Here is a 14,076-nt window from a genome sequence, read left to right as displayed (position 1 = left end):
TCGTGCGGGCGGCATGGCGGCAGATTTTCTGTCCGGGGGTGACGAACGGGAATAGCGCGCCGTGAGATGCGCCGGAATTCGCCTTTCGGAGCAGACGCCCGATTTAACACGGATCCGTTTCCAGCCGCTGCGCTGGATCAAGTTTCAAGAGGCGTCGTCGCGCAGGCAGGTCGTCGCGGGCGATGCTCCGGCTCGCTGCGAGCGCTCCTGATTGCCCAATTTGAAGGCATTTTCGGCAGTCGGCAGGATGCTGGCGGGCGTGAGCGTCGAAGTCGATTCCACAAGTTCATGGAAAATCACATGCTGTCGGAATTGTATACATGACGACAGGCGTGAAACTTGCATACAATCCGGGAATCCTCCACCGCAAGCCCGGGAGCCGCCATGGCCGATCTCGACTTCGACCTGGTTCGCCTGCACGCCGCCTATGCCGCCGGTCTCAGCCCCGTGGAGGTGATCGAACAGGTATTCAAGCGCCTCGCCGAGGCGGATGATCCGGGGATCTTCATCGCGATTCATGACCGTGAGACTCTCATGGCCATGGCGCGGGCGCTGCCGCCGTTCGATGCCGAACGTTATCCGCTGTGGGGCGTGCCGTTCGCGATCAAGGACAATATCGATCTCGCCGGGCTGCCGACGACGGCGGCGTGCCCGGCCTTCGCCTATCGGCCGGAGCGCTCGGCGACGGTCGTGGAACGGCTCGTCGCGGCGGGCGCGCTGCCGGTTGGCAAGACCAATCTCGACCAGTTCGCGACCGGACTCGTCGGCGTGCGTACGCCCTATCCCGTGCCGCTGAACCCGTTCGACCCGGCCGTCGTGCCGGGCGGCTCGTCCTCCGGGTCTGGCGTGGCCGTCGCCCGCGGCATCGTCAGCTTCGCCCTCGGCACCGATACCGCCGGATCCGGCCGCGTGCCGGCCGCGCTCAACAACGTGGTCGGGCTGAAACCGAGCCTGGGGCTGCTGTCGACGCGCGGCGTGGTACCCGCATGCCGCACGCTCGACTGCGTTTCGGTATTTGCCCTGACGGTCGCGGATGCAGTCGCTATCACCTCCGTCGCTGCCGGCTACGATGCCGATGATCCGTTCTCGCGGCCGGTGCCGTTCCAACCGGAAGTTCTCACGCGCCCTTCGGTCAGGCTCGGGGTTCCGGATGCGGCGAGCCGGCGCTTCTTCGGCGACGTGAACGCGGAGGCCGCGTTCGACGCCTCGCTTGCCCTGGCGGAAGACGCCGGTGCGCGGCTCGTACCGGTCGACATGTCGCCGCTGTTTGCCGTCGCCTCGCTGCTCTATGACGGGCCATGGGTGGCGGAGCGCTATGCCGGCGCCCGGGATTTCCTCAGTTCCGACATCGAAGCCCTGCTGCCGGTGACGCGACGGATCATCTCCGGTGCCGGGCGGTTCTCGGCGGTGGATGCCTTCGTCGGCCGCTATCGCCTCGCGGCACTTGCTCGCGAGGCCGCTCCGCTCTGGCAGGAGATCGATGCGCTGATGGTGCCCTCGATTCCCGGCATCGCCACGATCGCGGAGCTGGAGACCGATCCCATCGGGCCGAACAGCAGGCTCGGCACCTACACCAACTTCGTGAACCTGCTCGATCTCTGCGCGCTCGCGGTGCCCGGGCCATTCCGCGGCGATGGCCTGCCGGCCGGCGTCACCCTGATCGCGCCCGCCGGTCGCGACGGTTTCCTCGCGCCGCTCGGCGCCGCGCTCCATGCCCGGGCAGCGACTCCGCTCGGCGCCACCGGCCGGCCGCAGCCGGATAGCCCGGCCGGCAGGACGTTGGCGCCGGCGGCCGCTGCGCCGGCATCTGCCGTCTCTGCGTCCGGGCCGTTGATCGAACTCGGTGTCGTCGGCGCACACCTCTCGGGCATGCCGCTCAACGGTGAACTCACGTCGCGCGGGGGCCAGTTCGTGCGCGGGACGCACACCGGACCGCACTACCGGCTCTATGCTCTGGCGCGGCAGGGACAGGGTGCGCAGCGCCCGGGCCTGCTGCGTGTCGGCCCGGAGGAGGGCGAGGAGATCGCTCTCGAGATCTGGGCGCTGCCGCCGGCAGGATTTGCGGACTTCGTGGCGAAGGTGCCGGCGCCGCTCACCATCGGCTCCGTACGTCTGGCGGACGGCAGCGCCGTCCCCGGCTTCCTGTGCGAGGCGATCGGGGTGCACGGCGCGCTCGACATCACCGGGTTCGGCGGCTGGCGCGCCTATGTCCAGGCCACGACCGACGCATGACCACGAGCAAGATATGTCCCGGGGCGGTGCAGCCCGGGGCATTGCCGGCCTGCCGGACCTGCTCCGACGGCCGTGCCCGCCGAGGTGTCAGAGCGCCTCGGCGTAGCGGTCGAAGCTGTTCTTCACGATGCCGATGTGGGCGCGCATTTCCTGCTGCGCGGTGAGGCGGTCGCCGCGCAGGATCGCCTGCACCACCCGATCGTGTTCTTCATAGGATTCGCCGAGCCGGCCGATTGTGCGGAACTGGGCCCGGCGGAACGGCGTGAGGCGCGAGCGGGTCGCGAAGGTCAATTCCGCGAGATAGTCGTTGTGGGCGCCGCGATAGAGCGTGCCGTGGAAGACCTCGTTCAGTTCGGCATAGCGCAACTGATCGCCGGCGGCGACGAGATCGCAGAGGGCGCGGTGGACGCTTTCGAGTTCGCGCCGCTCGGCCGCCGTCATGTTCTGCGCGGCGAGGCCGGCGCAAACGGCTTCCAGTTCCGCCATCGCCACGAACATCTCCATCAGCCGCTCTTCGGACAGCCTGGTGACGACGGCGCCTCGGTGGGGGCGCAGCTCGACGAGGCCGCTCGAGGAAAGCTGGCGAAGCGCCTCCCGCACCGGCGTGCGCGACACGCCGAACCGGGTGGCGATACCGATCTCGTCGAGTGCCGTGCCCGGCGAGAGCACGCCGCGGACGATCTCGTCGGCAAGCTGAAGCCGCAGATCCTCCGCGCGCGTCCGCCGCGGTTTGACAGATGCGGCGCCGCGGAGGGGCACCGTGCCGGCCTCGCCGCTCGAACCGGATTCGGGCGAATCGGATGATGGCATGGGATCCGTTCTCGTACGTGCCGAAGGCGGTTGCCGTGCGGATGACCGGGAGGAGCCCGCAGCCCCGTCAAATCCCTCTCCGGTTTCACTTGAACGCGGCCGGCAGGATTGTCAATCGACCCTGTCAACTGCCCACGGTAGCGGGATCGTCGATTGCGCTGACATGCGCCGCGACGATTTTCCAGCCATCCGGAAACCTCACCCATGTCTGGCTCTGGCGGCCGAGACGGCCGGTCGCGCTTTCACGCCGATAGAGCGTCGAGGCGACGCCGTAGTCCCGGCCGAACGTGGTGATGACGGTACGCTCCAGCTTGCGGCCGAGAAACAGCGGCGACCGGCGTGCCCGGAATGCCGCGATCTCCGCGAAGCCATAGAGGTTCTCGTTCTCGCCGTAACGGATGGTCGACGACGCATCGAAGAAGAGGGCGTCGAGCGTCGCGACGTCGTTGGTGACGAGGGCGGCCTCATACCGTGCGAACACGGCTTCGAGGTCGCTCTTCACCTCGGGAATGTCGATTTCAACGGCGGACGAAGGCGCAGACGGCAAGACGATCACTCCGGTACAGGCCGGCCGCGTGGCCGGCGAAACGCTTCATTCCGGCGAGCCCGCATCCGCACCGGCGCGGTTCCGCTCGATCCGGCGTCGCAGGTCGGTCAGGAAGGGAATCGAGGCATACTGGTCCGGCTGGACCTCCTCCCAGGCGACGCCGCCCGGCTGGGTGAACGCGGTGCGGGTTTCGATCAGTTCCACGTCCGTGGCGATGATGTCGAGCGCGGAATCGTGGGGCATCATCGGCAACAGATCGTCCGCGACGACCTGGCAGGAATGAACCGTCGTCGCAATGGGAGCCGCGGGACCGAGCTTGCCGAGTTCCCGGAATATGCCGAGTTCGAGATCGGCAAAGCCGCCGCCTTTGCCCGTCCGGCCACCGGCGCGGCTCACGGCCACGCAGCCGACAACGACGAAATCGAGCATCTCCATGTCCTCGAACTGGACGGGCTCGCCGACCTGCAGGAAACCCTGGGAGGTCGCGGCGAACTCGAACTGGATGCCAGCCCCGGCAAGCGCGGCCGGATCGAGGCGCACGAACGGCAGGCCTTCAACGAGTTCCGGCACGGGAGCATAGACGATCTTGCCGTCGTAAAGCGCCCGCAGGCGAACAGGGATCTGCGGCGGATCGGGATTGCACTTCACGACCCGGGCGTTCTGCCACGCCGGCAGCCGGGAGAGGCGAAGGGCCGCCATGTCCGCGCCGACGAAATTGGGGATGCGGCTTTCAACCGGGCCTACATCGATCCCGAGCGCGACCATGCGCGCCCAAACTTCACTCCTGAGCGTGTCCTTCTCGCCGTTGCGGCCTGCCCAGCGCGCGACGCGTTCGCGGCCGTCTGTCATGTCTTGCCCCGGAACTGCCGCGCGACGGGCGCACGTGCCACGCCCGTCTCTTGCAGGCTGTGGGCGATCCGCAGCGCGATATCCTCCCGCCAGGCCGGCGCGATCACCTGAACGGCGATCGGCAGACCCTCGTCACCCTGCGGCCATACCGGAACCGCCGCGACCGGCAGGCCGACGAAACTGATCGGCTGGGTGAAGATGCCGATGTTCGGCCGCGCCGGCAGCTCCACGCCGCCGAGCGTGATGGTGGCGGTTCCCGAACGAAGGGCGGCAAACGGCGTCGCCGGCGCGATCAGCGCATCCACGCTCTCGAAGATGCGGGCCATCGAGGCCTTGAACCAGGAGCGGAAGCGGTGAGCCGCAACATACCACGGCGTCGGCACCATCGCCCCGGAGAGGAAGCGGTCGCGGGTCGCGGGGTCGAAGTCGCCCGCCCGCTTCCGCAGGCGGTCGAGATGCACCGTGGCCGATTCCGCCGTGGTGATGACATAGGCTGCGGCACGGGCGCGGTGCGCCTCCGGCACGTCGACGACGCGGTCGACTGAGAGCGCATCGGCGACGATCTTCATCGCCGCCTCGGCGTCCGGCCCGAGGCGTTCGGTGAAGTAGCCGCCGGCGCGGGCGATCCGCAGGTCGCCGAGGCCCAAGTCCAGCGTGTCGCGTGTCGCAATGGCCGGGCGACGCGCCAGCGACGTATCGCCGTCATCCCAACCCTGCAGGAGATCGAAGATCAGCGCGAGGTCCCGGGCGGAACGGGCGAACGGACCGAGATGATCGAGGCTCGGCGTAAACGGGAAGGTGCCGGAGCGGCTGAGGCGACCGAAAGTCGGCTTCAGGCCGAGCAGACCGCAAAAGGAGGATGGCACGCGGATCGAGCCATTGGTGTCGGAGCCGAGCGAGAACGAAGACAGGCCCGCGGCCACCGCCGTTCCCGATCCGCCGGAGGAGCCGCCGGACATGCGGTCGAGATCGTGCGGGTTGCGCGCGTTGCCATCATGGACGTTTTCACCTGTGAAGTCATAGGCATATTCGCCCATATTCACAGCACCTGTGAGGATTGCTCCGGCCGCCTTCGCTCGCGACACGAGCGGGCCGTCTGCTGTTGCCGGCGGATGATCGCGATTGATGCGCGAGCCCGCGCGCGTGGTGACGCCCTCGATATCGAACAGGTTCTTGACCGAGTACGGCACCCCGGCGAGCGGCAATGTCCGGCCCCGGGCGATGGCAGCATCCACGCTGTCGGCTTCCGAGAGCGCCCGGGCGGCCGTGACATCGGTGAAGGCATTGACGACGGGATTTGCGGCCGCGATCCGCGCGAGCGCGGCTTCGGCGACCACCCGCGCGCTGACGCGCCTTCCGTTGACCGCGTCGGCGATGGCACCGGCCGGCCCATCGAGCAACGCGGTCACGGGTTCGAGGCCGGAGCCTCCGGGCGCACTCTGGTCCATCGCGGTCTCACTCCAACGCGGCGGCAAGCAAAAACGTGAACGTAGCGGGTATACTCAGGCTTCGAACGCGAAGGCGGGCTCGACGTGATCATCAAGCGGGAAGGCCGTGATAAGCGCGGCCTGGGTGGCGGTCACCCTCATGTTGGCGGCCACGCCAACCTGCCATTCAGGCGCGATCGTCAGGCCGAGGACGCCGGTCATGTGGGCGACGTGGGCCTCGGCGTCGAACGGGGCGGTGGCTTCAGGCGCTGAGGGCATCGGGCATCCGTCGGGCGACGGCCTCTTTCAGGGCGGCGAGGGGAGCGGTCCAGCCGACGATGCCGCCCTGGGCGCGGATCATGTCGAGCGTCGCCGCCTTGAAGGCTGGAAAGTAGCTCTCCGTGGCGTCCTCGACCAGCAGGCACTCGTATCCTCGGTCGTTCGCTTCGCGCATGGTGGTCTGCACGCACACTTCCGTCGTCACGCCGGCGATTACAAGGTGAGTGATGCCGTGATCGGCAAGCAGCACCCCAAGGTGCGTGCCGTAGAACGAGCCCTTGCCGGGCTTGTCGATCACCGGCTCGCTCGGCAGCGCGGCGCAGGCCTCGACGAGGCCGTGGCCGGGCTCGCCGTGGATGAGGATGCGGCCCATCGGGCCGGGATCGCCGATGCGCAGCGACGGTGCTCCCCGCTCGCGCTTGGCGGGCGGACAATCGGAGAGATCCGGCTTGTGGCCTTCGCGGGTGTGGATCACCAGCCAGCCGCGTGACCGGAACAGGCCGATCAGGTCCGCGACCGTGGGGACGATGGCCTGCAGCAGCCCGACATCGTTGCCGAGGGTCTCGCCGAACCCGCCGGGTTCGATGAAATCGCGCTGCATGTCGATGACGATCAGGGCGGTCCGGGCCGGATCGAAGCTGTAGGCGAACGGCTGCGCATCGACGGTGATGGGGGCGGTCATGATGTCTTTCCTGTCGGCTGTGTTCAATGCCCGGCCATGGCGCGCCCGATGGAGGTGCGGTCGGCCTCGGCGATCGGGACCACATAGTCGATGCGGCCGCCGGACATGACGGCGACACGGTCGGCGAGCTCGAGGATCTCGTCGAGATCCTCGGAGACCAGCAGGACCGCGGCACCGCGGTTGCGCTGGTCCATGATCTGGGACCGGATCTCCGAGACGGAGGCGAAGTCGAGACCGAAGCAGGGATTGGCGACGATCAGCACCTCGACATCGCCGGAAAGCTCGCGGGCAAGGATCGCGCGCTGGACGTTTCCGCCGGAGAGGTTCTGGATCGGCTCGTCCGGCGAGGGCGTCTTCACGCGGTAGGAGGCGATCAGTTCGCGAGCCTTCGAGCGCATGACCTTCGGCGACAGCCACCAGCCGAGCGAGGCGATCGGCGGCTTGTCGAAGGAGCGGAAGGCAATGTTCTCCGCAACCGTCATCTGCGGGACGGCGGCGTTCTTCAGCGGCTCCTCGGGCAGGCCGAACACCTTGTAGCCGTCCATCTGCTCGCGCACCGGCTCGTAGGCCTTGCCGTGGATGAACAGCCGGCCGTCTTCGAGGGGCCGCTGGCCGGACAGTGTCTCCACCAGCTCCGACTGGCCGTTGCCGGAGACGCCGGCGATGCCGACGATCTCACCGGCCTTGATCTTGAGGCTGACGCCATCGACTGCGGGCAGGCCGCCGTCGTTGAGCGCGAACAGGCCGGCGAGTTCGAGCACCGTTGCCGCGCCCTCGAACGGCTTGCGGGCGGCGCGCTCGCGGATCCGGGTGTCGCCGATCATCATGCGGCTCATCTCGTCGACAGAGAGCGACTTGACCGCGCCCTTTCCGGCGAGCCGGCCGCGGCGCAGCACCGTCACATCGTCAGCGTAGGCGGTGACCTCGCGGAACTTGTGGCTGATCATCAGGATCGTTAGTTCGCCGGCGGTCGCCATGCCGCGCAGCAGGCCGAGCACCTCATCGGCCTCGCCCGGCGTCAGGACGGAGGTCGGCTCGTCGAGGATCAGGAAGCGCTGGTCGAGATAGAGCTGCTTCAGGATTTCGAGCTTCTGCTTCTCGCCGGCCGACAGCGAGGCGACCGGTACGTCGAGCGGAACCCGAAACGGCATCCGGTCGAGAAAGCCGGCGAGGGCCTTCATCTCGGCGCGCCAATCGATCACCGCAGGTGGATCGGCGCGGGAGATGACGAGGTTCTCGGCCGCCGTCAGCGAGGGCACCAGGGTGAAATGCTGGTAGACCATGCCGATGCCGAGCGCGTGGGCGTCGCGCGGCGAGGCGATGGTGACCGGTGCCCCGTCGACATAAACCTGCCCCTTCGTCGGCTGGTAGAAGCCCATGATGCACTTGACGAGGGTCGACTTCCCGGCGCCGTTCTCGCCGAGCAAGGTGTGGATCGTGCCCGGCCGGACATCGAGCGACACGTCGTCGAGCGCGACGAGGGGACCGAAGACCTTGGTCATGCCGGCGGTCGAGAGGCCGATTGCGGCGCGCGGCGCCGGGGCGAGGGCAGCAGCGGTCGCGCTCATGACAGCACCTCGAGAAGGCGGGAGGACGAGGCGACGGCGCCGAACACGCCGCCCTGCTTCTGGATCATGGAGATCGCCGCGGCATGGTTGGCGGGGTCTGTCGCCGCGCAGCAATCCTCGAGCAGCAGGCATTCGAAGCCGCGGTCGTTCGCCTCGCGCATGGTGGTGTGCACGCACACGTCCGTCGTGAGGCCAGCGAGCACGATGTTGCGCACGCCCTTGAGGCGCAGGATCAGTTCGAGATCGGTCGCGCAGAACGAGCCCTTGCCCGGCTTGTCGATGATCGGCTCGCCGTCGATCGGCGCGAGTTCCGGAATGATCTCCCAGCCCGGCTCGCCGCGCACCAGCACCCTGCCGCAGGGGCCGGGGTCGCCGATGCCGGCGCCGATGCGGCGCGAGCGCCAGCGCTTGTTCTCCGGCAGGTCGGAGAGATCCGGCTTGTGTCCCTCCCGAGTATGGAAGACGTGAAAGCCCTTCGCGCGCATCGCAGCCAGCACGCGCGAGATCGGCGCGATGGTCGCCCGCGGCAGGGTGAGGTCGTAGCCCATGGCGTCGACATAGCCGCCGGGACCGCAGAAATCGGTCTGCATGTCGATGATGATGAGGGCGGTGTTCGCCGGGCGAAGGTCGCCGTCGAACGGCCAGGGATAGGGCGCGGCGTCGACATGGATTCGGCCTTCGCCGCCGGCCTCGGCATCTGCCGGCGCCTCGGGAGCCTGTAAAAGCGACAGTGACATGGCGGCCCTCACTTGGTGATCGAGAGTTCGCCCGGCGCGCCGCGTAGCGAGCGCTTCGGCGAGACGGAGGCGATCATGATGAACAGCGTCAGCAGGTAGGGAGCGGCGTTGAAGAAATAATAGCCCTGGGTGATGCCGACCGATTGCAGCGCCGGGCCGAGCGCTCCGGCGGCACCGAACAGCAACGCCGCGCCGAGGCAGGCGACCGGGTTCCAGCGCGCGAAGATGACGAGCGCGACCGCCATCAGACCCTGCCCGGAGGATAGACCCTCGCTCCAGCTTCCGGGATAGGACAGCGAGAGGAACGCGCCGCCGACGCCGGCGAAGAATCCGCCGATGGTGGTGGCGATGAAGCGGACCCAGGCGACGGAATAGCCCATGGCGAGCGCGGCCGGCGCGCTGTCGCCGGTCATGCGCACGATCAGGCCCCACTTCGTGTTCCGGAACGCCCACCACATCGCGAACGCCAGCACGATGCCGACGATGAACAGCGGGTTGATCTCCAGCGCCACCTGAACCTGCGGAATGTCCGACCACGCGCCGAGCGGGATCAACGGCAGGTGCGGCGCCTGCGGCTGAATAAAGGGCTTGCCCAGGAAGAACGCGATGCCGGTGCCGAACAGCATCATCGCGATACCGATGGCGATGTCGTTGACCTTCGGCAGCTTGCAGATATAGCCGTGGATCGCGCCGAACAGACAGCCGGATGCGCCGGCCGCGAGCACGCCGAGCCACGGCGAGCCAGACAGGTAGGCGATGGCGTAGCCGGTCATCGCACCGAAGACGAGCGTGCCTTCGAGGCCGAGATTGATGCGGCCGGACTTCTCCGTCAGGCACTCACCAAGGCTGACGAACAGGAACGGCGTGGAGACGCGGATCGCGCCGGCGAACATCGCCAGGGGAACCGTCATCCATCCGAGATCGGTCTCGTTCATCTGAAAAATCCCACCTGTTGCGTGAAATTGCGGGGACGCCTGGCCGCGAGGACCGCCGTCACCGCGACCCGCGGGGCTTGAAAATCGAGAAGCGGCCGTAAAGCGTCTCCGACACGAGCAGGACGAGGAAGATCAGCCCCATCAGCACCTGCACGGTGGCATCGGGCAGACCCATGCGCCGCTGGATCAACCCGCCCGCTGCCGTGATGCCGCCGAGGAAGATCGCGACCGGCACGATGGCGAGCGGGTTCTGGCGGGCAAGGAAGGCGACGAGGATGCCGGCAAAGCCGTATCCGGCGACGAGCGAGGCGTTCGCCTTGCCCTGGATCGCCGCGACCTCGAAATAGCCGGCAAGCCCGGCGCAGCCGCCCGCCAGCGCGCAGGAGGCGACGATCAGGAAGCCGACCGGCAGGCCCTGAGCTTTGGCCGCACGAACGTTGCCGCCCGTCAGTCGCGCCGCGAAGCCGAAGGTCGTACGGTTCATCAGGAACCACATCGCGATGGCGAGCACGACGCCGACCACGAGGCCCCAGTGGACGCTGAGGCCGGGGATGTCGCCGACCATGTTCTGGTCGCCGATGCCCACCGTCGATGGCTTGTTCGGGCTCGACGGATCGCGCAAAGCGCCTTCGACGAAGAAGTTCATGAAGGCCACGGCGATGTAGAACATCAGCAGGCTGGAGATGGTCTCGTTGACGCCGCGATAGGTGCGCAGCGCGCCGACGATGCCGATCCAGATTCCGCCCGCCAGCACCGCCGCCAGCACCATCACCGGCATGACGATGTAGGGCGCATCCCAGCCGACGAAGGGCAGGGCCGCGCAGGCCGCCGCGAAGCCGCCGAGCACGAACGCGCCCTCGCCGCCGATGACCACGAGCCCGAGCCGGGCAGGAATGGCGACGCAGAGCGCGGTATAGATCAGCGGCGTCGCTCGGATCAGCGTGTTCTGCCAGGAGAAGCCGGTGCCGAAGCCACCACGCCACAGCAGCAGGTAGAATTCGCCGGGCGACTTTCCGACGAGCAGCAGGAACACCGAGAACAGCAGCGCGGAAACGACGAGCGCGAGCAGCGGGATGACCACGAACTCGGACGACCGGCGCAGCCGGTCGGCCCATTCCGTCATGGCGGACGATGCGGCGAGACCCTCGCTGCCGTTCCGGGTGATGTCGGCCACTGGCTCACTCCTTGATTGAACGGGCTGTCCGGCGGCGACGGCCAGCTCGATCGGGGTTGGAAGGCACGGTGGATGCCCGGGCGGAGACGGGCATGGAGTCATCTGAACGGAATCATGGCGGGAGGCTGGTCGCCCCGCCGCTCCGGGTGTGTCCGAAGGGCGGGGTCGTCTCCGCGCCCGGCGCCGTCGCGGCGCCCGATCGTCGCGTCAGGTGATGGAGCCGGAAACGCCTTCGACCAGGAAGCTCGTCTGCTCGAGCCACACGTCGTAAGGCTTGTGCACGGTGCCGGCGGGAATGACCTCCTTGCCGGTGTTGTCCTTGAGCGGACCGACGAAGACCGGCATCAGCCCGCGCATATCTTCCTTCGCCTTGTCGGCGGCGGCGATCGCCTCCGGCGTCGCACCGGCTCCGTAGGGGCTGTTCTGCACGTAGTCGCGGTCATAGCCGCCGCGCACGAAGTTCGGCAGTTCGCCGCCGGAGGTGAGGATGTCGGCGAATTCCTTGTAGATGGTCGCCCACTTGTATTCGGCGCCGGTGATGAAGCCCTTCGGCGCCAGCGGGGCCTGGTCGGCATTGTGGCCGCAGGTCTTCACGCCGCGGCCCTCCGCGGTCTGGATCACGACCTTGGGGCTGTCGACGTGGCAGGTGATGATATCGCAGCCAGCGTCGACAAGCGCGTTGGTGGCCTCGGCTTCGCGCACAGGCATCGACCACTCGCCGGTGAAGATCACCTGAACGGTGGCGTTCGGGTTGTTCTTGCGCACGCCCATGGTGAACGAGTTGATGTTCAGGAGCACGGTGCCGATCGGCTTGGCGGCAACGAAACCGATCTTGTTCGATTTCGTAATCAGGCCGGCGGCGATGCCGTCGACGTAGTGGGCCTGATCGAGATAGCCGTAATAGGAGCCGGCGTTCTTGGGGTCCTTGTCGGTCCACAGCCCGGCCGCATGGCGGAACTGGACCTCCGGATACTTCTTCGCCGTGTCGATCACATACGGATTGTAGTAGCCGAACGAGGTGGCGAAGATCAGCCCCGCACCATCGAGCTCGATCATGCTCTCCATGGTCTTGGCGCAGGCGATCGTCTCGGGAACGTTCTCCTCTTCCACCACGGTCACGCCCGGCACCTTTTTCAGCGCCTCGGCGGCAACGGCGTGCGCCTGGTTCCAGCCGAAGTCGTCCCGCGGGCCGACATAGACGATGCCGATGGTGAGGTCGCCGGCAGCGCGCGCCGGCCGGAAGGGCAGGGCGCCGGCGGTCAGTCCGAGCGCACCGACCGCTGCGCTCTTCATCAGGGACCGGCGGGAAATCATGAAACGCTGCATTCGTCGACTCTCCCCATCGAGGCGGCCCCGGCATCGTTTCGCCCGGCCGCAATCTGCCGGCGTTCTCTTCGCAACCTCCGTGCCAAGCCATCGCGTTCCGTTGGATGAAGAAACGGGAGACTATCCTTCGCCTTGAAAAATCGGGGTTATTTCGTTCGCTACGGCGGAGGGAACCGCGACGGTGGGCGTCTGCGCGGCCCCTTTGAGCGCCGGCATCGAGCCGGATTGCATACAATCATGGAATACGAAGTCAAATTGCATACAATGCGAGGCGTGAGGGGTAAATTCGCCTAATATATAGGCAAAATATGGTCATGCACGGCCGCCACTGCCAGCCTGCTGTCCCCTGGAAATGCCGGGCATTGTGAAGGGACGGCATACGCGCACCGCCACGCGCGACCTCCGGCCGCCGTGCGGGCCGGTCGCGTTCGGATGCGAGGCGGGCGCTTTGCCGGCTTTTTGCGGGCGGCCGAGCGGGCTTCGTTCAGCCGGCGGCGGGGCGGCGGAAGGCGTAGGTCGCGTCCAGCCGCTCCTTGAGATAGGCAGCGCCCGTGGTCGGGGCATAGAGCGGCGGATGCTCGGAATCCGTGCAGGTGGGCAGACAGACGACCGCCGCATCCGGATTGGGATCGAGGAAGAACGGCACCGAATAGCGCTCGCGGCCTTCCGCGTTGACGACCCGATGCGGGGTCGAGACATAGACGTCGTTGGTCCAGCGCATCAGGCAGTCGCCGATGTTGCAGACGAAAGCCCCTTCGATCGAGGGTGCGGCGATCCACCCGCCGTCTCGGCGGCGCACCTCCAGCCCGCCGACCTCGTCGGTGAGGAGCAGGGTGAGGTTGCCGTAGTCGGTATGCTCGCCGGCGCCGAGCTGGCCGGGCGCCGTGCTCGCCGGCTGTGGCGGATAGTGCAGCAGCCGCAGCGTCGCGAGCGGCTGGTCAAACTTGTCGTCGAAGAAGGTCTCGGGCATCCCGAGATCGACCGCGATGGCCCGGTGCAAAAGCAGCCCGGTCCGCCAGACGGCATCGTAGTAACCGAGCATGGTCTCGCGCCAGCCGGGTAGGCCCGGCCAAAGGTTAGGCCCTCGGAACGGCTCGCCGGCGAGCACGCGGGGATCGTCCGCGGCAAGATCGAGGCCGATATTGAAGCCTTCCTTCAGATCGGCCGGCTTGCTCGGATCGAGGCTCTCGCCGAGCACGGCGACATAGCCGCGGTTGTGCGCCGAGCGCTTGATCGACAAAAGGTCCTTCTCGGCCGGCGGCAGGGCGAAGAAAGTCGCGGCGGCATCGAAGACGCCTTTGGTGACCTCCGGGGCGATGCCGTGGCCGACGAGATAGAAGAAGCCGATGCCGCGCGCGGCGTGGCCGATCTGCGCCGCCACCTCAGCGGTCCCGCCCGGTCGGCCCTCGCGCATCGGCGTCAGGTCGACGATGGGCAACGAAACGGCGGAGGACGGATCGGACATCGATTGCACCTTTCAGGGTCGCGTTATGGAAAGAAAAGGCAGGGC

At 67.6% G+C, this 14,076-nt stretch carries 13 protein-coding genes; 1 reads left to right on the top strand and 12 read right to left on the bottom strand.

Features of this window, described 5'->3' with window-relative positions; all coding sequences use genetic code 11:
* Positions 1 to 384: 384 nt before the first annotated feature.
* A complete protein-coding gene (atzF, locus tag BUF17_RS11495) occupies positions 385 to 2,232 on the top strand; it encodes an allophanate hydrolase (RefSeq protein WP_073628728.1) in 1,848 nt (615 codons plus the stop codon).
* A gap of 87 nt (positions 2,233 to 2,319) precedes the next feature.
* Here atzF and BUF17_RS11490 read toward each other — a convergent pair whose 3' ends face one another.
* The 12 genes from BUF17_RS11490 to BUF17_RS11435 all read right to left on the bottom strand — a co-directional run bounded on the left by BUF17_RS11490 (position 2,320) and on the right by BUF17_RS11435 (position 14,031).
* The gene (locus BUF17_RS11490; protein WP_084564515.1) at positions 2,320 to 3,042 is read right to left on the bottom strand and encodes a GntR family transcriptional regulator; all 723 of its coding nucleotides are present in this window, start codon (positions 3,040 to 3,042) and stop codon (positions 2,320 to 2,322) included.
* Between the two features lie 124 nt (positions 3,043 to 3,166).
* Positions 3,167 to 3,589, bottom strand: coding sequence for an oxalurate catabolism protein HpxZ (gene hpxZ, locus BUF17_RS11485; RefSeq protein WP_073629266.1), 423 nt, complete (start codon positions 3,587 to 3,589; stop codon positions 3,167 to 3,169).
* 45 nt (positions 3,590 to 3,634) lie between these two features.
* On the bottom strand, positions 3,635 to 4,438 hold the full coding sequence (locus tag BUF17_RS11480) for a 5-formyltetrahydrofolate cyclo-ligase (RefSeq protein WP_073628726.1): 804 nt from the start codon (positions 4,436 to 4,438) through the stop codon (positions 3,635 to 3,637).
* Positions 4,435 to 5,886: an AtzE family amidohydrolase gene (locus tag BUF17_RS11475; protein WP_084564513.1), complete on the bottom strand. Its 1,452-nt coding sequence runs from the start codon at positions 5,884 to 5,886 to the stop codon at positions 4,435 to 4,437. The genes BUF17_RS11480 and BUF17_RS11475 overlap by 4 nt, the downstream gene beginning before the upstream one ends.
* A gap of 54 nt (positions 5,887 to 5,940) precedes the next feature.
* Positions 5,941 to 6,144, bottom strand: coding sequence for a DUF4089 domain-containing protein (locus BUF17_RS11470; protein WP_073628724.1), 204 nt, complete (start codon positions 6,142 to 6,144; stop codon positions 5,941 to 5,943).
* A complete protein-coding gene (locus BUF17_RS11465) occupies positions 6,128 to 6,826 on the bottom strand; it encodes a cysteine hydrolase family protein (protein ID WP_073628722.1) in 699 nt (232 codons plus the stop codon). Before BUF17_RS11465 ends, BUF17_RS11470 begins: the two co-directional genes overlap by 17 nt.
* 23 nt (positions 6,827 to 6,849) lie before the next feature.
* Positions 6,850 to 8,394, bottom strand: a complete 1,545-nt coding sequence (locus BUF17_RS11460) for an ABC transporter ATP-binding protein (RefSeq protein ID WP_084564511.1) — start codon at positions 8,392 to 8,394, stop codon at positions 6,850 to 6,852.
* Positions 8,391 to 9,131: a biuret amidohydrolase gene (gene biuH, locus BUF17_RS11455; RefSeq protein WP_084564509.1), complete on the bottom strand. Its 741-nt coding sequence runs from the start codon at positions 9,129 to 9,131 to the stop codon at positions 8,391 to 8,393. Before biuH ends, BUF17_RS11460 begins: the two co-directional genes overlap by 4 nt.
* An 8-nt stretch (positions 9,132 to 9,139) precedes the next feature.
* A complete protein-coding gene (locus BUF17_RS11450; protein WP_073628720.1) occupies positions 9,140 to 10,066 on the bottom strand; it encodes an ABC transporter permease in 927 nt (308 codons plus the stop codon).
* 58 nt (positions 10,067 to 10,124) lie between these two features.
* Complete coding sequence (locus BUF17_RS11445) at positions 10,125 to 11,189, bottom strand: ABC transporter permease (protein WP_073629258.1); 1,065 nt, start codon at positions 11,187 to 11,189, stop codon at positions 10,125 to 10,127.
* Between the two features lie 258 nt (positions 11,190 to 11,447).
* Positions 11,448 to 12,566: a BMP family ABC transporter substrate-binding protein gene (locus BUF17_RS11440; protein WP_073628718.1), complete on the bottom strand. Its 1,119-nt coding sequence runs from the start codon at positions 12,564 to 12,566 to the stop codon at positions 11,448 to 11,450.
* Between the two features lie 484 nt (positions 12,567 to 13,050).
* Complete coding sequence (locus BUF17_RS11435) at positions 13,051 to 14,031, bottom strand: isopenicillin N synthase family dioxygenase (protein WP_073628716.1); 981 nt, start codon at positions 14,029 to 14,031, stop codon at positions 13,051 to 13,053.
* Positions 14,032 to 14,076 lie beyond the last annotated feature (45 nt).

The organism is Pseudoxanthobacter soli DSM 19599 (assembly GCF_900148505.1).
Taxonomy (GTDB): domain Bacteria; phylum Pseudomonadota; class Alphaproteobacteria; order Rhizobiales; family Segnochrobactraceae; genus Pseudoxanthobacter; species Pseudoxanthobacter soli.
Note: the sequence above shows the minus strand (reverse complement) of the source record. Positions and strands in the feature narration are given on the sequence as shown.